The sequence below is a fragment of the Dictyoglomus sp. genome, assembly GCF_049968615.1.
Classification (GTDB): domain Bacteria; phylum Dictyoglomota; class Dictyoglomia; order Dictyoglomales; family Dictyoglomaceae; genus Dictyoglomus; species Dictyoglomus turgidum.
The window spans coordinates 153,483-174,441 of sequence record NZ_JBMFQK010000002.1 but is presented as its reverse complement, the minus strand read 5'-3'; the positions used below and the strand labels follow the sequence as shown (position 1 = coordinate 174,441).

Genomic DNA, 20,959 nt, shown 5'->3' with positions numbered 1-20,959 from the left:
TATGATAATTGGAATTCCTAAGGAAATTAAACCTGAAGAGAATAGGGTAGCTATTGTTCCTGGAGGAGTGGAGACTTTAGTTAAAAGAGGGCATAAAGTTCTTATAGAAAAAGGAGCAGGACTTGGAAGTGGTTTTTCAGACGAGGAATTTGCTAAAGCCGGAGCTGTGATTGTGGAAAGACATGAAGATGTTTTTTATGAGGCAGAACTCATATTGAAAGTTAAGGAGCCATTACCTGAAGAGTACAATCTTCTTTCTGAAGGCAAAATTCTTTTTACTTACTTGCATCTTGCAGCGTCACAAGATTTAACTATAAACCTTTTAAAAAGAAAAATTATTGGTATAGCTTATGAGACTGTTCAAACTGACGATGGTTTTTTACCTCTTTTAGCTCCCATGAGTGAAATAGCTGGGAGGATGGCTCCTCAAGAGGGTGCTAAGTATTTAGAAAAAACCTTTGGAGGAAGAGGAATTTTACTTGGAGGAGTTCCTGGAGTTCCTCCAGCAAATGTGGTGATAATTGGAGCTGGAAATGTAGGATTTAATTCAGCAAGAATTGCTTATGGAATGGGTGCTTCAGTTACAGTTCTTGATATAAATCCCAGGAAATTACGATTTATTGATGATTACTTTCAGGGTAAAGTTATAACTATGTTTGCTGACGAATACAATGTAAGAATGGCTATTGAATATGCTGATCTTGTTATTGGAGCAGTTTTGGTTCCAGGTGCAAAGGCCCCTAAGATTATTACAAGAGAGCTTCTTAAAAACATGAAAAATGGTTCGGTACTTGTGGATGTGGCTATAGATCAGGGTGGTTGTGCGGAGACTTCTCGTCCTACCACTCACAGAGATCCCATATATGAGGAGGAAGGAGTAATACATTATACCGTAGCAAATATGCCTGGTGCTGTACCAAGAACTTCTACAAGAGCTTTGACTTTAAATACCTTGCCTTATGTGATAGAAATTGCGGATAAAGGATGGAAAAGAGCAGTAATGGAGAATAGAAGTTTATCAAGGGGAGTTAATATAGCATATGGAAATATAACTCATGAAGAAGTAGCAAAGGCTTTTGATCTCCCATATGTACCTTTAGAAGAGGTTATTAAAGGGGGAGCCTAATCATGGGCTCCCTTATGTTTTGTTTTTTAGTTGGTTTATTATTTCTTCTATATTATTTTTGTTAAAAATATAAATTTTACCACAGAATTCACACTTAACCTCAATAGATTTTTCCTTTTCAATTAGTTCTTCTAATTCTTTAATCCCCAATGCTATAAGAGTATTTTCTGCCCTCTCTCTATTACATCTACAGGAATATTTTAAGTCCTCCCTTGAGAATTGTTCATAGTCAATATTTTTGAAAATTTTACTCATTATTTCCTCAGGGGTTTTACCTTCAAGAATCATTTTGCTTGGAGGATCAAGATTTTTAATATTACTTTCCAGAATATCAACCGTATCATTATCAGCATTTTCTATTATTTGAACAATATATCCTCCTGCAGAAATTACTCTGCCATCTTTGTTTACGTATACTCCAGCAGCTACTGCCGAAGGCAATTGCTCTGAATAGGTAAAATAATAAGCTAAATCCTTGGCTATACCCCCAGAAATAAGAGGTACAACTCCTCTATAAGGCTCTTTTAAACCTAAATCTCTTATTACACTAAGAGTTCCATCTTTACCAATAGCTGATGGCACATCTAATTTTCCATCAGGAGTTGGCGGTAAATCAATATATGCTCTTTTGATAAACCCTCTTACGTTTCCTTTAGGATCTGCTTCTGCAAAAATATTTCCCAAAGGACCATTTCCAGTTATCTGTAAACTTATTCTTTCCTCGTCTTTTTTAAGCATTTTTCCCATGATTGCAGCAAGGGTAAGGGTTCTGCCAAGGGCTGCAATAGCTGTAGGAGAAGCTTTATGGATTTTTCTTGCTTGTTCCACAAGATCAGTTGTTCTTGCTACATATGCTACAATTCTTTTGTCCATTGAGATTCCTCTTATTAAATAATCCATTTTTTCACCTCCATTTAGATATTATACTTGACTTTTTAAAAGTTTTGTTCTTATACTTTTAAAAATTATGCAGTCAGGAGGCAAAAATATGCGTAAAGGTATAATTATAAGTTTTTTGTTTTTTCTTTTGGTGCTATATCCTGTTTTAGGGGCTGGTGCTGTTGAGAGGATTAAAAAAGTAGGAGTATTAAAGGTAGGAAGCGATGTGGCATATGCTCCCTTTGAATTTATGGAGGGTGATAAACCTGTAGGTTTTGATATTGATATTGCTCAGGAAATTGCAAAAGCTCTTGGGGTTAAATTACAGGTTATAAATACATCTTTTGATGGTATAATTGCAGCTCTAAAGGCTAAAAAGTTTGACATCATAATTTCTGCCATGACTATAACCGAAGAAAGAAAAAAAGAAATTGATTTTTCCGTTCCTTATTATGATTCGGGACAGATTATTGTGGTGAGAAGTGAAAATAAAGATATTAAGTCGGAAAAAGATTTAAAGGATAAAGTAGTTGGGGTACAACTTGGAACAACCGGAGAACTTACTGCAAAGAAATTAAAAGATCAGGTAGGGATAAAAGAGATTAGAAGTTATGAAACTATTCCTGAAGCCTTTATGGATCTTGAGTTAGGAAGATTGGATGCGGTTATTAACGATCTGCCAGTTTCTCTTTATTATTCTAAGAATAATCCAAAACTAAAATGTGTTGGAAAGCCTTTTACTATAGAGCAATATGGGATAGCAGTGAGAAAGGAAGATAAAGATCTTTTAAAGAAAATAAATGAGATATTGATTAATCTAAAGAAAACTGGTAAATATAATCAGATATACAAAAAGTGGTTTGGTGTAGAACCACCTAAGTAATAAGAGGTGAGAAGTTGGATTTTAATATAAATATATTTATCGAAAGTATACCTTATTTACTGAAAGGCGCAGTGGTTACATTGCGCCTTTCAGTAATTTCGGTAGCTTTTGGGATAATTCTTGGCTTATTTTTAGGACTTGCTCGTATATCCAAAAACTACCTATTAAGAATTCCCTCTACCATATATGTAGAAGTAATAAGAGGCACTCCTCTCTTAATGCAACTTCTGATCATCTATTATGCTCTGCCTTCTTTTGGAATAAATTTAGGGGCTATAACTGCTGCAATTGTAGGTTTATCTTTAAATAGTGCTGCATACACTGGAGAAATATTTAGGAGTGGAATACAGTCTATTGATAAAGGGCAAATGGAAGCTGCAAGATCTCTTGGCATGACCTATTTTCAAGCTATGAGATATATAATTCTTCCTCAAGCCTTTAGAAGGATTCTTCCACCTTTAACTAACGAGTTTGTCTCTATGTTAAAGGAAAGCTCTTTAGCCTCTACTCTTGCAGTTACAGAGCTTCTTAGAGCAGGAAGGGAGATCGTGGCTTGGAAGGCAAATGTATTTAGTCCATTTTTAGGAGTAACGTTAATATATTTATTAATGACCTTACCTTTAACAAGACTTTCAGTATGGTTAGAAAAGAGGTTGAAGACAGGTGATTAAAGTAGTTAATTTACACAAGAAATTTAAACATCTTCATGTTTTAAAAGGAATAAATTTAGAGGTTAAAAAAGGTGAAGTACTTGTGATCATAGGTCCCAGTGGAGGAGGAAAAAGTACTCTTCTTCGGTGTATAAATAGACTGGAAGAGCCTACCGAAGGAGAGATTTACATTGATGGGATAAAAATAACTGATTCTTCCGTAGATATAAATAAGGTTAGGCAAAAAGTTGGTATGGTTTTTCAACTTTTTTATCTTTTCCCACATCTTACGGTACTTGACAATATAACTCTTGCTCCTATAAAGGTTAAGAAAATGGATCCTAAAATTGCTACAGAAAAAGCATATGAACTTTTAAAAAGAGTTGGTCTTGTAGACAAAGCAAAGAGTTATCCATCTCAACTTTCAGGGGGACAACAACAGAGAATTGCTATAGCAAGAGCTCTTGCCATGGAACCAGAAGTAATGCTGTTTGATGAGCCTACCTCCTCTATAGATCCCGAAATGACAAAAGAGGTTTTAGATGTTATGAGAGAACTTGCCCACGAAGGTATGACCATGATAATTGCAACTCATGAGATGGGGTTTGCTAAAGAGGTAGCAAATAGGGTGATCTTTTTGGATCAAGGGAGAATTGTTGAAGAAGGTACTCCTAAGGAGATTTTTGAACACCCAAAAGAGGAAAGAACCATTGAGTTTTTAAGTAAGATACTTTCGGTTTGACAAGATAAATCTTTTTTGATAAATTAACCTTTAAATTTACCTCAATGGGGAGAGGATTAAAAGAAAGAGAGGTGATTAATTTCTTTGATTTCTCCATCGACAAAGTTATATGGACTTATAGGTTACCCATTAGGGCATTCCATATCTTTTTACATTCACAATGCCGCTTTTAGGGCATTATCTATTGATGCTTTATACTTAAACATCCCTATTGAACCAGAATTTTTCTCCAAAGCAATTTTAGGAATTAAATACCTTCCTATTTATGGCTTAAATGTTACTATACCTCATAAAGAAAGTATAATAGAGTTTTTGGATGAAATATCAGAGATTTCTAATATTCTTGGAGCAGTAAACACAGTTTATAGGGAAAACCATAAATGGAAAGGGGACAATACTGATTTTGGCGGATTTTTAAAGACTCTTGAGAATTTAAATCTAAGTAGGGATTTTTCTTGTTTAATTTTAGGAGCAGGAGGCGCAGCAAGGGCAGTAATTTATGCTGTACTTGAATATGGATTTAAAGAGGTTTATTTAACTAACAGAACTTACGAAAGAGCAGAAAAAATTGCTGTCGAGGTAAAGAAAAACAAGAATTTTGAAATAAAAGTTATACCTTGGGAGGATAGGGAAAAAATTAGTGAAAAAGTAATTTTGATAAATACCACTTCTATTGGTCTTGATGGAAAAGAAACTCCATGGAATGGAGACTTTAAAAAATTAGTTTTTGTATATGACATCATATACAATCCCAAAGAGACTCCTTTATTAAAACTCGCAAAAGAAAATAATGTGCCTTACAAAAATGGACTTGATATGCTCATATATCAAGCATGTCTTTCTTGGGAAAAATGGTTTGGTTTTGTGGGACCCTTTGAGGTAATGAAAAGGGAGGCTGAAAAGTTATTATGAGATTTTTGACCTCTGGAGAATCCCATGGAAAGGCTCTTATGGCGATTTTAGAGGGGGTACCTGCAGGTCTTCATATAACATCGGAGTATATAAATAAAGAGTTGAGAAGAAGGCAGATAGGATATGGACGTGGTAAGAGAATGGAAATAGAAAGAGACGAAGTAGAAATAATTTCTGGAGTAAGGGGAGGATACACTCTTGGAACTCCCATTGGAATTGTTATAAAAAATAGGGATTGGGAGAATTGGAAGAATGTAATGGACCCTGAAGAAATTTTGGAAGAAAAAATGGTTACAAAGCCAAGGTCTGGTCATGCGGATTTTGCTGGAGCAATTAAGTATCACTTTGAAGACATAAGAAATGTTCTTGAGAGAGCCAGTGCAAGAGAAACAGCGGCAAGAGTTGCAGTAGGCGCTATTGCTAAGGCTTTTCTTTCCGAGTTTGGTATTGAGATTATAAGCTTCGTAGAAGCCATAGATAGTATTGAAAACAGATTTGATATTAACAATTTTGAATGGGATGTTCTAAAGAGGAAAGCAGAAAAATCAGATTTGAGGATGATTGATGAAGAAAAGGAAAGACAGGCAAAAGAATTAATAGATAAAGCTAAGGAAGAAGGAGATACCCTTGGGGGAAGGTTTGTTCTTCTTGCAAGAGGAGTACCTATTGGGCTTGGAAGTCATGTTCATTGGGACAAAAGACTTGATGCTCTTATCTCTCATGCCATTATGAGTATACCCTCGGTTAAGGGGGTGGAGATTGGAGAAGCCCTTTATGCGAGCTTAAATAAGGGTTCAAAAGTTCATGACGAGTTTTATTTTGGAGAAAATAGACTTAGAAAGACAAATTATGCTGGTGGGATTGAGGGTGGAATTTCGAACGGTGAGATTATTATGGTTAGGGCCTTTGTTAAACCTATACCTACTTTGAGAAGACCTCTTAAAACTTTTGATATCAAAGAAAAGAAGATTACTGATGGATATTATGAGAGAAGTGATGTTTGTGTAGTGCCTGCTGCTGGGGTAGTAGGAGAGTCAATGTTGGCTTTTGTTCTGGCAAAAGAGTTTTTGAATAAATTTTCAGGGGATCATATAAGTGAAATAAAAGAAAGTTTTGAAAAATACAAAAAGTATGTTTATGAGAGGTTAGGATGGAAGAGTTAACTATTGATTTGAAGGATAAAAAATACTCCATATATATTGGTTATAACATATTGAGAAGGCTTATAAGGGAATATTGGGATAAATATTCTTCATCTTTTCTTATAACTCATCCTTTTCTACGGGAGATTTATAAGGAGGATTTATCTATTCCTGAGGAAAATGTTATTTACGTTCCTGTAGGAGAAAAAAGTAAATCTTTTCAAGAGGTAATAAAAATCTCCAAAGAGCTTGCGAAGAGAATGGCTGATAGGAGAAGTGCTCTTTTTGCTTTTGGTGGTGGTGTTGTGGGAGATCTTACTGGTTTTATAGCCTCCATTTATATGAGAGGTATAAAATATATTCAAATTCCTACAACTTTACTTTCTCAGGTGGATAGTTCCATAGGTGGAAAGACAGGAATAAACATAAGGGAAGGGAAAAACTTGATAGGAACTTTTTATCATCCTGATGCAGTAATCATAGATATAAAGACTCTGGATACTCTTTCTGAGAGAGAGTATAAAAGTGGCATCGCAGAAGTTATAAAGTATGGAATGATCATGAATTATGAATTCTTTAAGTTTCTTGAAAAGAACGTTGATTCTATATTGAGCAAGGATGTTGATAAACTTCTGTATGTTATAAAGGAAAGCCTTCTTTGTAAGAAGTATGTGGTTGAGAAAGATGAAAAAGAATCGTCTTTGAGAATGATTTTAAACTTTGGTCATACTTTTGGACATGCTATAGAGGCGAAAGGAGGATATAGGAGGTTTCTACATGGTGAAGCTGTAGCAATTGGTATGCTTTTGGCTACTTATTTAGGATATAAGCTTGGATTTTGCAATTATGAGGTTTTAGAAAGATTAAAAGAATTACTAATGCTTTTTGGATTTAAAATTAAAAGTCCATATAGAATTGAGGATTTAATGGAGTATATAAAAAGGGACAAAAAAGCATATGGAGGAAAACTTAGACTTATTCTACCAAGAGAAATAGGAAGGGTAGAGATTGTAGAAGATATAGAGGAAAAGGATATAATAAAGATCTTAAAGGAAGGTGATGATTATGGAAAGTGATTTTTATGAGTTTAGGATTCATATTTTACTGGTAAATCATTTAAATTTTACGCTTAGGGAGGAAAGAAAAGTATGATTATTGTGCTTAAGTCTGGTGCTACTGAGGAGGATATACAAAAAGTAGTAGATAAATTAAAGGAATATAATTATGGGGCTCATATATCAAGAGGGGAAAATAAAGTTGTCATAGGGGCGATTGGTGAGAAAAGAATGGAAGAAAAGATTCTTATAATGGAGCAGATAAGCTCTTTTCCTTTTGTAGAGCAAGTTATTCCTATTTTAACACCTTATAAATTAGTTAAAAAGGAATTTAACCCTCAGGGGACTAGGATAAAAGTAAACCAAGTAGAAATTGGAAATGAAGAGATAGTTGTCATGGCCGGACCTTGTGCCGTAGAAAGCAGAGAACAACTTCGTGAGATTGCAGGATTTGTTAAAGAAGTAGGAGCTAAGGTTTTAAGAGGAGGGGTATTTAAGCCTCGTACATCTCCTTATAGTTTCCAAGGATTAGGAATAGAAGGGTTAAAGCTCCTTTATGAAGTAAAAAATGAGTTTGATATACCTGTAATAACAGAGGTTATGGATCCAAGAGATTTGGACATAGTTGCAGAATATGTAGACATTATCCAAATAGGGGCAAGAAATATGCAGAACTTTACTTTATTAAAGGAGGTTGGAAAATTAAGAAAACCAGTTCTTCTTAAGAGAGGGCTTTCGGCAACTTTAGAGGAATTCTTATTTGCAGCAGAGTATATTTTGCTCGGAGGAAATTCTGAAGTTATCCTTTGTGAAAGAGGAATAAGAACTTTTTCTGATTTTTCTAGAAATACTTTAGATCTTTCTATTATTCCTGCCTTAAAGGAGAAGACGCACCTTCCAGTATTTGTAGATCCGAGTCATGGTACTGGAAATTATAGGTATGTACCCAGTATGGCAAAGGCTGCTATTGCTGCAGGGGCAGATGGATTAATAATAGAAGTACACCCACATCCTGAGAGAGCTCTTTCTGATGGACCTCAATCTCTTACCTTTTCTGATTTTAGAAGGTTAATGAATGAATTGAAAGCTATAGCGAGTGCTGTAGGGAGAAGGTTATGATAATAGGTATTGTAGGACTCGGATTAATAGGTACTTCCTTAGCCCTTTCCCTTAAAAAAGGATTTGGCGATCTTTATCTTTGGGGGGTGGATAATGATTGTGAAGTTTTAGGGTATCTCTCAGAAAAAAAGATCTTTGATGTCTTAGAAAAAAGATTAGATCGTTTTAAAGATCTAATTAGGGAGACAGATTGTGTATTTATATCTGTACATCCTTCGTCAGTTATGGATGTGGTTAAGAATATTGAAAGCTATGTAAAGGAAGGAGTCATTATAACTGATACGGCAAGTACAAAATCTAAAATTATGAGTTATGTAAATAATGATGAATTTTTAAGAAAGATTTTTATAGGGGGGCATCCCCTTGCAGGAAGAGAGATATCGGGCCCTTTAGGGGCTGTGGATAATCTTTTCGACGGAAAGATTTATTTCTTATGTCCTGCTATAGAAGTTTCTAAGGAGAAAATTGGGAGTTTAGAAAAGCTACTAAAGAAAATAAATGCAACTCCTCTTATTATTGATCCTGAGGTGCATGATGAAATTCTTGCTTTTACAAGTCATCTTCCTCAAATTATTGCTTATTTGTTATCTTATGTAGCTATAAATGAAAATAACATAGACTTTTTTGGAAGTGGGTTTAAAGATATAACAAGAATAGCCAAAAGTGATTATAATTTATGGGTTGATATTGTGAAAGAGAATAATATAAAAATAAAGAAAGCTTTAGGCGAATTTGAGAAGACTTTAAGAGATCTAGTTGAAAAATTAGAAAAGGAGGATTTTGTAAGTATAGAAAAATTATTCAAAGAATCTAAAGAAAAAAGGTTAAAGTTGAGGGATTAAAATGGGAAAATTGATGATTAAGAAAAGTAGGAGTTTAATGGGAGAGATAAAGATTCCTGGAGACAAATCTATCTCTCATAGAGCTTTAATATTTTCCTCTATGGGTGAAGGGGAAAGTATTATAAAGAATTTTCTTTTCTCTCAGGATTGTATTTCTACAATGAACTGTTTAAGAGCTCTTGGAACAAGTATTGAAATCTGTGAGAATGTGATCAAAGTGAAAGGAAATGGCATAAATGGATTTAGAGAGCCTGAAAATGTTCTGGATGCTGGAAATTCAGGGACTACTATTAGACTATTTACTGGCCTTTTAAGTGGCCTTCCGGGAATATTCTCGGTAATCACGGGAGATGATTCTTTAAGAAGAAGACCAATGAAGAGGGTTGTGGAACCTCTTTTAGGGATGGGAGCAAAGATATGGGGAAGAAACGGTGGTAATAATCCTCCTCTTGCTATAAAAGGAGAAAAACTCAAAGGAAGAGATCATACATTGAGTGTAGCAAGCGCTCAAGTAAAATCTGCACTGCTTATTGCGGGTCTTCTTGCTGATGGGGAAACTTCTGTTACAGAACCATCTTTATCAAGGGATCATACCGAGCGAATATTTCAATATTTGGGATTACCTCTTATAAGAAATGGTTTGACATTAAAGACTCATGGTATAGAAGGCTTTAAAAATAAAGATTTTAACATTCCTGGAGATTTCTCTTCGGCAGCTTTTATTATTGCTGCAGGACTATTAGTAGAAGGATCTAAGATTGTTATTAAAAATGTTGGGATTAATCCGACAAGAATAGGCATGTTAAGTGTACTTAAAGAAGCTGGTGCCAAAATTCAGATTCTTAATCAGTGGGAAGAAGGGGGAGAGCCTATTGGGGATTTAATAGTAGAATTCTCAATATTAGAATCTTTTGAGGTAAGGGGAGAGATTGTACCAAAGCTTATTGACGAAGTTCCTATTTTGGCAATAATAGCAACTCAAGCAAAAGGAAAGAGTGTTTTTAAAGACGTAGGAGAATTGAAAGTGAAGGAGTCTGATAGAATTAAGGCAGTGGTTGATGGAATAAATAAAATGGGGGGAAAGGCAGAGATAATTGATGAGGGATTTGTAGTATATGGTCCTACAAAATTAAATGGAAATGAAATAGAAACCTATAATGATCATAGAATTGCTATGTCTTTTGCTATTGCAGGACTTCTTGCTGACGGAGAAACGATAGTAGAGAGTAATAGTATAAGTATATCTTTTCCAAATTTTGGTGAGACTATCAAAAAATTAGGGGGGAATATTATTGAGTTACAATCCTAAGTGGATAGATGATGATATTTACTTTCTCGTAAAGGCTTTACTTACTCTCAAAAATGAGGAAGAAGTTTTGAGGTTTCTTGAAGACATCTGTACTATCACAGAAATAAAAGAATTATCTCAGAGATTAAAGGTTGCTAAAATGCTATATGAAGGAAAATCTTATGAGGAGATTGAGAGAGAAACAGGAACAAGTTCTGCCACTATAAGCAGAGTCAAAAAGTTTTTGCTTTATGGTGCTGAAGGATATAAAACTGTTTTAGATAGATTAATAAAAAAGGGGTAAGCTTAAACGCTTACCCCTTTTTATATAACCAACATTTAACCCAGTGTTCTTTTGATACTTCAATCTCTTCTGGTTCTTTCTCTTTACATATATCCATAACATATTGACAACGAGGATGAAATCTGCACCCTGATGGTGGATTAATTAGGTTTGGTGGCTCTCCTGGTGGAACTTCCCTTAGTTTGAAGCGGTTTTGAGGATCAGGATCTGGTATTGCAGAAAGAAGGGCTTTTGTATAAGGATGCAATGGATTATTTAATAATTCTTCTGTTCTTGCTCTTTCTACTAAATTTCCTGCATACATTATGAAGATCCAGTTTGAGAAAGCTCTTACTGTAGCAAGGTCATGGGTGATATATATCATACTCATATGGTGGCTTTCTTGAAGATCTCTTAGGAGTTCAAGGATCTCTATCCTTACCGAGGCATCAAGCATGGATACTGGTTCATCTGCTATTACAAGTTTTGGTTTCATAATTAATGCTCTTGCTATGACCACCCTTTGCATTTGCCCCCCTGATATCATGTGAGGATATTTTCCAATAAAATCGGTTACTGGTGTAAGCTTAACTTCCTCTAAAGCTTTGAAGATCATTTCTCTTCTTTCTCCGGGAGTTCCAATTTTGTTTATTAAAAGAGGTTCTTCTAAAATTCTATATATGGTAAAATGGGGAACTAAAGCACCAAAAGGATCTTGCTGAACAAATCCAGTTTCCTTTCGATACCAATTTAGCTCTTTGTAATCAGCTTTTGTTATATCTTTGTCTTCAAAGACAATTTTTCCATCTGTGGGTTCATATAGTCTTAATATAGTTCTTCCTAAGGTGGTTTTTCCTGAGCCACTTTCTCCAACTAAGGATATGGATTCTCCCTTTTTAAGCTCAAAATTTACCCCATCTACAGCTTTTACATACATGGGCTTTGCTAAAATGTTTTTTCTTATTTCAAACCAAACTTTTAAGTTCTCAACCCTTAATAAAATATTATTATTGTTACTCATGGCTCTCACCTATATAACATTTTGCATAATGTTCTTCGTCTTTTTTAAACATGGGAGGTTCTTTTTCTCTACATATATCCATAACATATTGACAACGAGGATGAAATCTGCATCCTGATGGTGGATTAATTAGGCTTGGTGGAGATCCTGGAATGGATTTTAGCTTTTTTGTAGTCTTAAGAGTGGGAACGCTATTTAAAAGCATCATAGTATAGCCATGGGCTGGTGAATTGTAGAATTTTTCCGATGGACTTATTTCTACAATTTCTCCCGCATACATAACTGCAACCCTATCTGCAAGTTCACTAGCTGTAGCTATATCATGAGTAATGAAAATGTAACTTAGATTGAGTTCCTTCTTTAAAACTTTTAAAAGATTCATTATATTTGCTTGGGTGATCACATCGAGAGCTGATGTAGGTTCATCTAATATTACAATATTAGGGCGGGTTACAAGGGCCATAGCTATCACTACCCGTTGTTTCATACCTCCCGAAAGCTCAAAAGGATATCTTTCTGCGAAAGACTCGGAAATACCCACTAAATTCAGTATTTCTTTTGCTCTTTTGTAGGCAGATGTCTTTTCCATTCCAAAGTGTACTATCAATGGTTCTGCTACTTGATGGACTATCTTTAATATGGGATTTAGTGAATTCATTGCTCCTTGAAATACCATAGATATTTTGCTCCATCTTATATTCTTTCGGAAGTCTTCCTCTTTTAAAGAAAGTACCTCCGTTTCATTGATATATATTTCTCCACTTGCTTTTTCTAAATTTCTTGGGAATAGTCTTAATATTCCCCTTGCAAGGGAGCTTTTTCCACAACCTGACTCTCCTACGATGGCAAGAGTTTCTCCCTCTTTGAGCTCAAAACTTACATTTCTTACTGCCTCTAAAGGCCCCTGTTGGGTCTTATAAACTACCGTGAAATTATTTAACTTAAGAACTGTGTTTGCCATGTTACCACTCCTATACTTCTTTAAGTCTTGGATTAACTATTCTATCTATGACAAAGCCTAAAAGTGCAAAAGATATAGCTAATAATACAATGATTAATGAAGGTTCAATTACCCAGTAATAAAAGCCTTTATACAAAGCACCATTTTGAAAGGCTTCTTCAATTATCCTTCCGAGAGTTGGCTCTGTGGGGTCAAGTACGCCAAAAAGGGATAAAATTGCTTCTAAAAATATATAAGCGGGTATACTAATAATTAACCCTGGGATTACCGGGGGTAATATCTTAGGAATAATGTATAGGAAAACTATCCTCATATTGCTTGCTCCATAAGTTCTTGCAGCTTCTATATAAGGTAGTGTTTTTACTTGAAGAACCATGGCTCTTTGGGTCTTTATTCCAGAACCAAAAAGGCTTAGGATTATTAATACTACTAATAGTTGCCAAATGGTTAATTTATAGAATAAGGAAATCATAATCATGAGAGGCAGAAATGGAAGTAACATGTATATCTCAGTTAATCTTTGTATAAGATTGTCTACCCATCCCCCATACCAACCACTTACAGTAGCTAATATTAATTGTATTACAGTAATACTTAAAGAAGCTCCAAGCCCAAAGGCAAGGTCAATAGGAGTTCCGTATAAAATTCCAAGTTCTAAAGGTCTTCTTAGATGATCTGTTCCTGCGACTCCATAAACTTTTCCGTAAATTATGGGCTCTATCTCGATGGTATCACTTTTATCAGCAAATTGAACTTCTATTTCGAGTTTGTAGTTTCCTTTATTAACCTTTGGATTTTCTGTTTCTCCAAAGAGTCCACGCATGACTGTAACAGGGAAATTGGGATAAAAACCTAATTTTTCCTTATAATACTCTATGAATTTTTGTTCTATAGAAGATTCATTTCCAATATAAAAAATATCTTTCTCTGCTCTTTGAACTTTTTCAAAGAGCAATATTCTATCTCCATATGGATTTATCCAGTAGATTCTTAGATTAGGAGGATTGTTTTTAAAAGTACTATTTAGAAATATGTTAAATTCACTGGGAAAATCATCATAAGTATAGTTTATGTCATACACATATTTTACTATTTTAGGAGTTTCAGAGACGCTTTCTATCTTTGGATCTTTTAGATATATGTTCTTAGGTAGGTTTTTCCCTGTAAAAAATGCTAACCATGTGGGTATGGCATTTCTTGGGTACTTTAGCCAAGCTTGGCTATCGTTCCAAAGTTCTTTTGCCTTATCATAAGGCATGCTCAAATAAGCATAGACAGATAAAAGAATAAGTATAGCAAATATTAAAAGAGAGAAAACTCCTGTTTTATATCTTAAAACTTCTCTTAATATTCCTTTTAAACTATAGGATGACGTAAATTCCATGTTATCCATGTCTATCACCTCATACTCTCACTCGAGGATCAATAAGGGCATATATAAAATCTAAAAGCAGTACTGTTGCTCCAAGTAGATAGGCATAAATTACTGTGACTCCAACTATGACTGGTGCATCAAAGCTTCCTATAGCTCTACTTAGGACCATGCCAAGGCCAGGCCAGTTAAATACTGCTTCTGTTACGATTGCACCCATCCATGAAGAGATAAGAGCAAGGGCAAAAGAAGTAATAATAGGAGGTAGAGCAGGTCTTAGGATATATCTTCTTTCTATGATTTTATCTGGGAGTCCCTTCGCCTTTGCTACCTCCACATAGTCTTCAGTAGAATAAATTAAAAAGAAATTCCTTTCGCTATAGGTACTCAAGAAAATAGAACTTATAAACCAAGAAAGAATGGGTAAAATCATGTGTTTAGCAATACTTAATATCCTCCCTAATAAAGTTGGTGGGGGAGGAAAGTCAATAAAACCTCCTGGAGGCAATATATGAAGCCATGAATAAAAAATCATTATGAGAAATATACCATAAAACCATCCAGGAATGGTAGAAAGAGGAGAAAGATAAACTATTAATTTGTCAAGGAAGGATCCATATCTTCTGGAAAGTTTTAACCCTAAATATAATGCAGAGAAAAAGTCAATTAAAGTTATGGTGGTAAAAAGAAGTATAGAGAGGGGAATTCTCTCTAAGATGATATTTTTTACAAGCATAGAGCCACTATCACTGGTCATAGAGGAGGCAGTACCAAGATCAAGCAAAAGTGCCCTTTTTAAATGGTAAGTACTTCTTATTATGAATGGTTGATCAAGACCTCTTCTTCTCATTTCATTTTTTACTCTGTTCTCTATTATTTTTTGTTTTTGTTCATCGGTAAAACCTCTTACTGTGGGATCATTTCTTATAGCCATGGCTACATTCATTCTTATCTCATCCTCTATGATTTTATCCACGTATCCTCCAGCATTAGCTATAACAATGGTTAGATAAATTGCTATTGCAATAGTAATAAATACGGCAACAGCTCTTTTTAAAAAATAAGTGAGAATTTTTTTAATTCCTTCTATGTTCATCAACCTCCTTTGTTATTATTTCAAAAAAAAACCCAGGGGGAATTACCCCCTGGGTATATATTATACAACAATTACTTCAAAAATTTAGCATTCTTTAAGAGAATTGTATGAGCTACAGTGTCTGCCTTTTCTAAGTAGTATGGACCATTGCTTACCCAGAAGTGTTTGAACCTGTTGTACCAGTTGGAGAGGGCATTATATCTTTCCTTGATTTCTCCTTCTTTCACATATTTTCCTACAAAGTTCTTGAATGGTACATAGTTATCTTTCTGGGATTTATCAAGCATCTCTTTCAATATTCCAAGGCTTGGTCCGCCAATATAGTTCATCCATTCCACCTTTGTAGCTTCTGCTTTATCTGCAGAGAATGCAAGTTTTCCTTCTTCTTCTGCTCTAATTCCTATGGCAAGAGCATGCCATGGGAAGAGTACTGAAGTTGTAGGCCATAATGCGGTAAGTTCTGCGTCAAGCTCAGCATAGTTAGTGTAATATTCAATTATTAATGGATGTTCTTTTACAATCTTCCATGCTACAAAGGATTCTCTCCAGGAATTAAAATAATCAACATAGCTTTCATCATAGAGTTTACTGTCTTTGCTTGCTCTTTCAAAGCCGACAATGAAGTCTACAAGATAGTCAGCAAGACTTTGGACTGTCCCATCGTGATACTTCTTCTTTCCAAGAACATCTCCATAGTTGATTACTACTTTAACCTTTGCCTCTTTAACTCCTGCTTCTTTTGCTGTTACCATGGTTTGTTTCTTGGCATCCCAGCCATACCAGGCATCGTCAGGAACAGTTATGCTCTTTACTCTCTTCACTTTTAGCCAATTTTCAGATCCCTTGTTGGGGAAGGTAGGTACATCAGAGGTGACAGTTAAATCTGCACTTTCTATTCCAAAAAGAATTGGAAGTCCAGTGTAAGGATGGTAGATCCATGTTCTCCCAAAGGTTGCTTCCCAGAATATGGTATCGTATACCCAGTTAGAACCAGCTATAGGGTTCCATGGGTCTATGATTACTTCAGACATTCCAGCCTTTACACTTCCACCCTCTTTTCCAGCAATTCTTAAAGTGTAGGGCCAAGCCCTTGAAGAGTTTCCACCAGCATAATCTACTGCTATATCAATGTCCTTTCTTCTTGCCCATGCTGCTTTTTGGTCAATTAGGAATATCCTTACAGAGTCTTTTAAGCAAAGTTCCAATGCTTTTCTCATTAAGTAGTTTCTCTCTGCCATGGATTTAAAGGTTCTTTGAGCAAGCTTATTAGCTATATCCCTAAACTCTTTATCTGGTTTATAAGCTCTCCAGAGAGGTGAATAGGACATTTCTGAATCTGGAGTATAGAAGAATCTAAAATTATCAGCCATATCTCTTGCAAGAACAGTAGTTATCCATCCACCTGTATATATATCCCATTGACCATCCTCAGGATTTCCTCTCACCCAAAGAGGAGAAGCTTCTCTTGAAGTCTTATACATTCTTTCTACTGTAAATCCTAACTTTTCAAGCTGATTTGCCACATAGTCTCCAATTTGCTTTCTTCTATCTTCAGTTCTTATAATGAATTTAACTACCACTGGATTTCCTTTATAATACCATTTATTTCCTTTAAGTTCCGCACCCATTTTCTTCATTTCTGTTGTAATTATCTGTTTCCCTTTATTAAAGTCATACTTATAAAGTTTCTCTAAATTAGCTATTGTGTCTTTGTATCTTTCATACTCTGGAAAACCTTTGTTAAGGGGTAATAACTTAACTTCTGCAAGTCCTCCCATTATTTCGTCCACTATATATTGTCTATCAACAACCATGTTCATTGCTTCTCTGATCTTTTTATTGCTGAAGGGATTAAGTCTGCCATCTTTATAGGTAGGTCCTACTGGGTTAAAGGTTAATTCATAGTAAAGTCCAAAGGAGGTCCCATAGGTTAAATTTGGATCTTCTTTTACTCTTCTAAAAAGTTGTGGATCACTAATTTCATTAAAGTAGATGTCAATATCTCCTTTAGACATCATTTCTACAGCTTTTGCCATGTCTTTTTCAGGTATAAATGCTACCTGATCGAGCCATCCATTAGGGTTGACGCTTAGGGTTTGCGCTGGAGCAGAGAAGAGAGAAAATAGCATTAAGAATAGGATTATTAGAATTATTCTGTGGATACCCTTTTTAAACATATTGCACCTCCCACCTGAAAGATTTTAGTATTTATGATAAAAATAATTTTTTTTATTGTCAACTTAAATAATTTTTCTTTACTGCAATAAAAAATCTTGACAATCCATTAAAAAAATCATATTCTAAAAAAGTAGTTCTTGGGAAGGCGGGTGTAGCTCAGAGGTAGAGCATCGGCTTCCCAAGCCGAGGGTCGCGGGTTCAAATCCCGTCGCCCGCTCCATGATGATAGTGGGGCGGCATCGCCAAGCGGCTAAGGCAGGAGATTGCAAATCTCCCATTCCCCGGTTCGAGTCCGGGTGCCGCCTCCAAAAATTAAAATTAATTGGTGGGGCTGTGGCGCAGAGGGAGCGCGCTTCCATGGCACGGAAGAGGTCGGGGGTTCAAGTCCCCCCAGCTCCACCAAATTTTTTATTTTTAAAAGTAATGTTTAAGTTTTTAAAATATTTTCTTTTTATTTCATTAATAGGATTATTTATTCTTACCTTTGTTTTGGGTGGGGAAGAAGACTTATTACTAAAATTAGCAAAAGAAAACGAGGAAAAATATTTAAAAAATCCCGATAAAAGCTATATTTCTTGGAATATAGCTGTGGATTATTACACTAAACTTTATCAGGTCTACGGCTATACGGGACTAAGAGAGAAATTAATTAAGCTACACATTGATGGGGCGTTGATAAACAGCAAAAATCTTAATTTTTTTAATTTTCATTATGGCTATTCATCTAAATATCCTATTAAAATCACTGTTTTGAATTTGACAAATTATCCTAAATTTGATTATTACATATTCGATAAAGTTCTACCTCTATTTATTACAATCTATAACAATGGTGATAAAAATATTGACCTCTCAAAAGCAATAATTAATTTGGAAAACATATCTAATATTCCTGAAAAGACTCTTAACAATGAGGATATATTTAGAAGAGTACTTGGTGATGATTTAGTTTATTATCCCATAAGCAAAGTATTAAAATCTCAAGAAAATTTTTCTTTTATTCTCCTTTTTACTTATAATAGCCCGCCTAAAATCTTTAGGTTTACATACCAAGATGTAGAAGTAAATGTAATATTTTTTGAGAATATTCCCCTTATTGAATCTTCCTCTCCTAAAGCTTAATAGATTTAATTTACATATTTTTGTGTTAATGTTATAATTTTCAACCAAAAAGGAGGGATTTTTATTGTTTGAGATAATAGTTAAAAAAGAGTTGGCTCCGAATGTAAAATTGATTGAGGTAAAAGCGCCTCTTATTGCTAGAAAGGCGTTACCTGGGCAGTTTGTAATTTTAAGGGTTTACGAGAAGGGAGAAAGAATACCTTTAACTATTGCTGAGAAGAATATAGAGACAGAAAGTATTACCATAGTTTTTCAAGAGGTTGGAAAGACCACAAAATTATTGGGAAAGTTAAGGGTTGGTGATAAGATTTCTGATATCGTAGGTCCTCTTGGAAATCCCAGCGAAATAGAAAGATTTGGAGTAGTAATAGGTGTAGGAGGAGGAGTAGGAATAGCTGCATTATATCCTATTTTAAAAGGGTTAAAAGAAAAAGGAAATTATGTAATTAGCATAATTGGTGGTAGGAGCGCTAATTATGTAATATTTAGAGAAGAAATTGAAAAAATTAGTGATGAAATTTATGTAACTACCGATGACGGATCCTTAGGAAGAAAAGGATTAGTTACTGATGTTCTCAAAGAAATCTTGGAAAAAAGGAAAATTGACAGGATTTGGGCGGTAGGTCCAACTATAATGATGAAAGTAGTTTCCGATCTTACCAAGGCATATCATGTTCCAACTATTGTAAGTTTAAATCCCATCATGGTGGATGGAACAGGGATGTGTGGAGGATGCCGAGTTACTGTAGGAGGAAAGATCAGGTTTACTTGTGTAGATGGTCCTGAATTTGATGGACATCTTGTAGATTTTGATGAATTGTTGACAAGATTAAAAACCTATAAAGATGAAGAAACCTTAGCTTTGAGACTATTTGAGGAAAGCGAGGGAGAAAAAGTTGGCTATAGCAAAAGCTAAAACTCCAATTCCAGAACAGCCAGTGGAGCAGAGAGTAAGAAATTTTGATGAGGTTGCTTTAGGTTATACCGAGGAGCAGGCTTTAATGGAAGCAAGTAGATGCCTTCAGTGCAAAGATGCTCCCTGTGTGAGAGGATGTCCGGTTAATATTGATATTCCTGGTTTTATAAGATTAATTAAAGAGAAAAAATATGATGAGGCAATTAAAAAGATAAAAGAAAATAATAACCTTCCTGCTACCACAGGAAGGGTATGTCCTCAAGAGACTCAATGTGAGGCACTATGTACTTTGAAAAAGATAGGAGAGCCTGTTGCTATTGGTAGACTTGAAAGATTTGTTGCAGATTATGAGCTAAGTAAAGGTTATGATATACCTTTAATAAAGGTAAGACGTGATAAAAGGGTGGCAGTGGTAGGTTCGGGCCCTGCAGGACTTACTGTAGCTGGTGATTTAGCAAGAATGGGAATTAAGGTTTCAATCTTTGAAGCCTTTCATGAACCAGGTGGGGTCTTGATTTATGGAATTCCAGAATTTCGTCTTCCTAAGAGAATAGTTAGGGCAGAGGTAGAGTATATAAAAAGTCTTGGGGTTGAAATCTTTACTAATGTGGTTGTGGGAAGAAGCATAACTATAGATGAGCTATTAAAGGAATACGATGCAGTTTTTATTGGAACAGGAGCTGGTGCTCCTCAATTTTTGAATATTCCTGGAGAAAATTTGATCGGAATATATTCTGCTAATGAGTTTTTAACAAGGGTAAATTTGATGAAAGCTTATAAATTTCCCGAGTATGATACTCCTATAAAAATAGGAAATATAGTAGGAGTGATTGGGGGAGGAAATGTAGCTATGGATGCTGCAAGAACAGCTCTAAGACTTGGTGCAAAGGAAGTACATATACTTTATCGTAGGACTGAAGAAGAAATGCCAGCAAGATACGAAGAAATAATACATGCAAGAGAAGAAGGGATAATATTTAATTTTTTGGTTTCACCTGTAAGATTTATAGGCGATGATAAAGGACAGCTTATAGGAATAGAACTCCAGAGAATGACCTTAGGAGAACCTGATAGTAGTGGAAGGAGAAGACCCATTCCTATCGAAGGCTCTAATTTTATATTTTCCTTAGACATGGCGATAGTTGCTATAGGAACCGTTCCAAATCCTTTAATAAGTATGACTACTCCTGATCTTTCAATTAATAAAAATGGCACCATACTTATAGATAAGGAAACAGGAAAAACCTCTAAAGATAGAGTCTTTGCAGGTGGAGATGTGGCAAGCGGTTCTGCTACAGTGATCAATGCTATGGGGGCGGGAAAGATTGCTGCTAAAAGTATATTTAAGCTATTAGTAGAGGAGTGAAATTCT

20 protein-coding genes and 3 tRNA genes are annotated in these 20,959 nt (G+C 35.1%); 17 read left to right on the top strand and 6 right to left on the bottom strand.

The features are described 5' to 3' along the window. Nucleotide 1 precedes the first annotated feature (1 nt). On the top strand, nt 2-1,126 hold the full coding sequence (ald, locus tag ACP5QL_RS03055; RefSeq protein ID WP_272994932.1) for an alanine dehydrogenase: 1,125 nt from the start codon (nt 2-4) through the stop codon (nt 1,124-1,126). Between the two features lie 12 nt (nt 1,127-1,138). Here ald and hslO read toward each other — a convergent pair whose 3' ends face one another. Beyond that, nucleotides 1,139-2,026 (bottom strand): Hsp33 family molecular chaperone HslO, encoded by an 888-nt coding sequence (gene hslO, locus ACP5QL_RS03050; RefSeq protein WP_272994934.1) that lies wholly within the window; start codon nt 2,024-2,026, stop codon nt 1,139-1,141. Between the two features lie 88 nt (nt 2,027-2,114). Between hslO and ACP5QL_RS03045 the strand changes: the two genes are divergently transcribed. From ACP5QL_RS03045 to ACP5QL_RS03000, 10 genes are all read left to right on the top strand, one after another. After that, entirely contained in the window at nt 2,115-2,888 is a 774-nt protein-coding gene (locus ACP5QL_RS03045; protein ID WP_428125326.1) for a basic amino acid ABC transporter substrate-binding protein, read from the top strand. A 14-nt stretch (nt 2,889-2,902) separates the two neighbouring features. After that, the gene (locus ACP5QL_RS03040) at nt 2,903-3,559 is read left to right on the top strand and encodes an amino acid ABC transporter permease (RefSeq protein WP_012583415.1); all 657 of its coding nucleotides are present in this window, start codon (nt 2,903-2,905) and stop codon (nt 3,557-3,559) included. Next, nucleotides 3,552-4,280, top strand: coding sequence for an amino acid ABC transporter ATP-binding protein (locus ACP5QL_RS03035; RefSeq protein ID WP_012583416.1), 729 nt, complete (start codon nt 3,552-3,554; stop codon nt 4,278-4,280). The genes ACP5QL_RS03040 and ACP5QL_RS03035 overlap by 8 nt, the downstream gene beginning before the upstream one ends. Before the next feature lie 84 nt (nt 4,281-4,364). Next, complete coding sequence (gene aroE / locus ACP5QL_RS03030; protein ID WP_273333458.1) at nt 4,365-5,192, top strand: shikimate dehydrogenase; 828 nt, start codon at nt 4,365-4,367, stop codon at nt 5,190-5,192. Beyond that, a complete protein-coding gene (gene aroC / locus ACP5QL_RS03025) occupies nt 5,189-6,355 on the top strand; it encodes a chorismate synthase (RefSeq protein WP_012583418.1) in 1,167 nt (388 codons plus the stop codon). Before aroE ends, aroC begins: the two co-directional genes overlap by 4 nt. Further along, nucleotides 6,343-7,410, top strand: coding sequence for a 3-dehydroquinate synthase (aroB, locus tag ACP5QL_RS03020; RefSeq protein ID WP_272994940.1), 1,068 nt, complete (start codon nt 6,343-6,345; stop codon nt 7,408-7,410). The genes aroC and aroB overlap by 13 nt, the downstream gene beginning before the upstream one ends. 72 nt (nt 7,411-7,482) lie before the next feature. Continuing rightward, nucleotides 7,483-8,508 (top strand): 3-deoxy-7-phosphoheptulonate synthase, encoded by a 1,026-nt coding sequence (gene aroF / locus ACP5QL_RS03015; RefSeq protein ID WP_272994941.1) that lies wholly within the window; start codon nt 7,483-7,485, stop codon nt 8,506-8,508. Continuing rightward, on the top strand, nt 8,505-9,350 hold the full coding sequence (locus ACP5QL_RS03010) for a prephenate dehydrogenase (RefSeq protein WP_012583421.1): 846 nt from the start codon (nt 8,505-8,507) through the stop codon (nt 9,348-9,350). The genes aroF and ACP5QL_RS03010 overlap by 4 nt, the downstream gene beginning before the upstream one ends. 1 nt (nt 9,351) lies before the next feature. Continuing rightward, nucleotides 9,352-10,659, top strand: coding sequence for a 3-phosphoshikimate 1-carboxyvinyltransferase (gene aroA / locus ACP5QL_RS03005; protein WP_272994943.1), 1,308 nt, complete (start codon nt 9,352-9,354; stop codon nt 10,657-10,659). After that, nucleotides 10,643-10,942: a YerC/YecD family TrpR-related protein gene (locus ACP5QL_RS03000; RefSeq protein WP_012583423.1), complete on the top strand. Its 300-nt coding sequence runs from the start codon at nt 10,643-10,645 to the stop codon at nt 10,940-10,942. Before aroA ends, ACP5QL_RS03000 begins: the two co-directional genes overlap by 17 nt. 10 nt (nt 10,943-10,952) lie before the next feature. Here ACP5QL_RS03000 and ACP5QL_RS02995 read toward each other — a convergent pair whose 3' ends face one another. The 5 genes from ACP5QL_RS02995 to ACP5QL_RS02975 form a co-directional block, all read right to left on the bottom strand. After that, the gene (locus ACP5QL_RS02995) at nt 10,953-11,942 is read right to left on the bottom strand and encodes an ABC transporter ATP-binding protein (RefSeq protein WP_012583424.1); all 990 of its coding nucleotides are present in this window, start codon (nt 11,940-11,942) and stop codon (nt 10,953-10,955) included. Beyond that, a complete protein-coding gene (locus tag ACP5QL_RS02990; RefSeq protein ID WP_012583425.1) occupies nt 11,935-12,903 on the bottom strand; it encodes an ABC transporter ATP-binding protein in 969 nt (322 codons plus the stop codon). The genes ACP5QL_RS02995 and ACP5QL_RS02990 overlap by 8 nt, the downstream gene beginning before the upstream one ends. Before the next feature lie 10 nt (nt 12,904-12,913). Continuing rightward, nucleotides 12,914-14,296, bottom strand: coding sequence for an ABC transporter permease (locus ACP5QL_RS02985; RefSeq protein WP_272994946.1), 1,383 nt, complete (start codon nt 14,294-14,296; stop codon nt 12,914-12,916). A 10-nt stretch (nt 14,297-14,306) separates the two neighbouring features. Beyond that, entirely contained in the window at nt 14,307-15,371 is a 1,065-nt protein-coding gene (locus ACP5QL_RS02980) for an ABC transporter permease (protein ID WP_272994947.1), read from the bottom strand. 71 nt (nt 15,372-15,442) lie between these two features. Beyond that, entirely contained in the window at nt 15,443-17,548 is a 2,106-nt protein-coding gene (locus ACP5QL_RS02975) for an ABC transporter substrate-binding protein (RefSeq protein WP_428125316.1), read from the bottom strand. A gap of 146 nt (nt 17,549-17,694) precedes the next feature. Between ACP5QL_RS02975 and ACP5QL_RS02970 the strand changes: the two genes are divergently transcribed. The 6 genes from ACP5QL_RS02970 (at nt 17,695) to gltA (ending at nt 20,953) form a co-directional block, all read left to right on the top strand. Beyond that, nucleotides 17,695-17,769 (top strand) — tRNA-Gly (locus ACP5QL_RS02970). Between the two features lie 12 nt (nt 17,770-17,781). Further along, nucleotides 17,782-17,857, top strand: a tRNA-Cys gene (locus ACP5QL_RS02965). 19 nt (nt 17,858-17,876) lie between these two features. After that, nucleotides 17,877-17,951 (top strand) — tRNA-Ala (locus tag ACP5QL_RS02960). A gap of 21 nt (nt 17,952-17,972) precedes the next feature. Further along, the gene (locus ACP5QL_RS02955; RefSeq protein WP_428125314.1) at nt 17,973-18,671 is read left to right on the top strand and encodes a hypothetical protein; all 699 of its coding nucleotides are present in this window, start codon (nt 17,973-17,975) and stop codon (nt 18,669-18,671) included. 64 nt (nt 18,672-18,735) lie between these two features. Then, on the top strand, nt 18,736-19,587 hold the full coding sequence (locus tag ACP5QL_RS02950) for a sulfide/dihydroorotate dehydrogenase-like FAD/NAD-binding protein (RefSeq protein ID WP_012583429.1): 852 nt from the start codon (nt 18,736-18,738) through the stop codon (nt 19,585-19,587). Next, complete coding sequence (gene gltA / locus ACP5QL_RS02945; RefSeq protein WP_012583430.1) at nt 19,568-20,953, top strand: NADPH-dependent glutamate synthase; 1,386 nt, start codon at nt 19,568-19,570, stop codon at nt 20,951-20,953. The genes ACP5QL_RS02950 and gltA overlap by 20 nt, the downstream gene beginning before the upstream one ends. Nucleotides 20,954-20,959 lie beyond the last annotated feature (6 nt).

Bases quoted from the DNA above. Each gene is read 5' to 3' on its own strand.
- ald (WP_272994932.1), top strand. From the start codon at position 2: ATGATAATTGGAATTCCTAAGGAAATTAAACCTGAAGAGAATAGGGTA.
- hslO (WP_272994934.1), bottom strand. From the start codon at position 2,026: ATGGATTATTTAATAAGAGGAATCTCAATGGACAAAAGAATTGTAGCA.
- ACP5QL_RS03045 (WP_428125326.1), top strand. From the start codon at position 2,115: ATGCGTAAAGGTATAATTATAAGTTTTTTGTTTTTTCTTTTGGTGCTA.
- aroC (WP_012583418.1), top strand. From the start codon at position 5,189: ATGAGATTTTTGACCTCTGGAGAATCCCATGGAAAGGCTCTTATGGCG.
- aroB (WP_272994940.1), top strand. From the start codon at position 6,343: ATGGAAGAGTTAACTATTGATTTGAAGGATAAAAAATACTCCATATAT.
- aroF (WP_272994941.1), top strand. From the start codon at position 7,483: ATGATTATTGTGCTTAAGTCTGGTGCTACTGAGGAGGATATACAAAAA.
- ACP5QL_RS03010 (WP_012583421.1), top strand. From the start codon at position 8,505: ATGATAATAGGTATTGTAGGACTCGGATTAATAGGTACTTCCTTAGCC.
- aroA (WP_272994943.1), top strand. From the start codon at position 9,352: ATGGGAAAATTGATGATTAAGAAAAGTAGGAGTTTAATGGGAGAGATA.
- ACP5QL_RS02995 (WP_012583424.1), bottom strand. From the start codon at position 11,942: ATGAGTAACAATAATAATATTTTATTAAGGGTTGAGAACTTAAAAGTT.
- ACP5QL_RS02990 (WP_012583425.1), bottom strand. From the start codon at position 12,903: ATGGCAAACACAGTTCTTAAGTTAAATAATTTCACGGTAGTTTATAAG.
- ACP5QL_RS02985 (WP_272994946.1), bottom strand. From the start codon at position 14,296: ATGGATAACATGGAATTTACGTCATCCTATAGTTTAAAAGGAATATTA.
- ACP5QL_RS02980 (WP_272994947.1), bottom strand. From the start codon at position 15,371: ATGAACATAGAAGGAATTAAAAAAATTCTCACTTATTTTTTAAAAAGA.
- ACP5QL_RS02975 (WP_428125316.1), bottom strand. From the start codon at position 17,548: ATGTTTAAAAAGGGTATCCACAGAATAATTCTAATAATCCTATTCTTA.
- ACP5QL_RS02955 (WP_428125314.1), top strand. From the start codon at position 17,973: ATGTTTAAGTTTTTAAAATATTTTCTTTTTATTTCATTAATAGGATTA.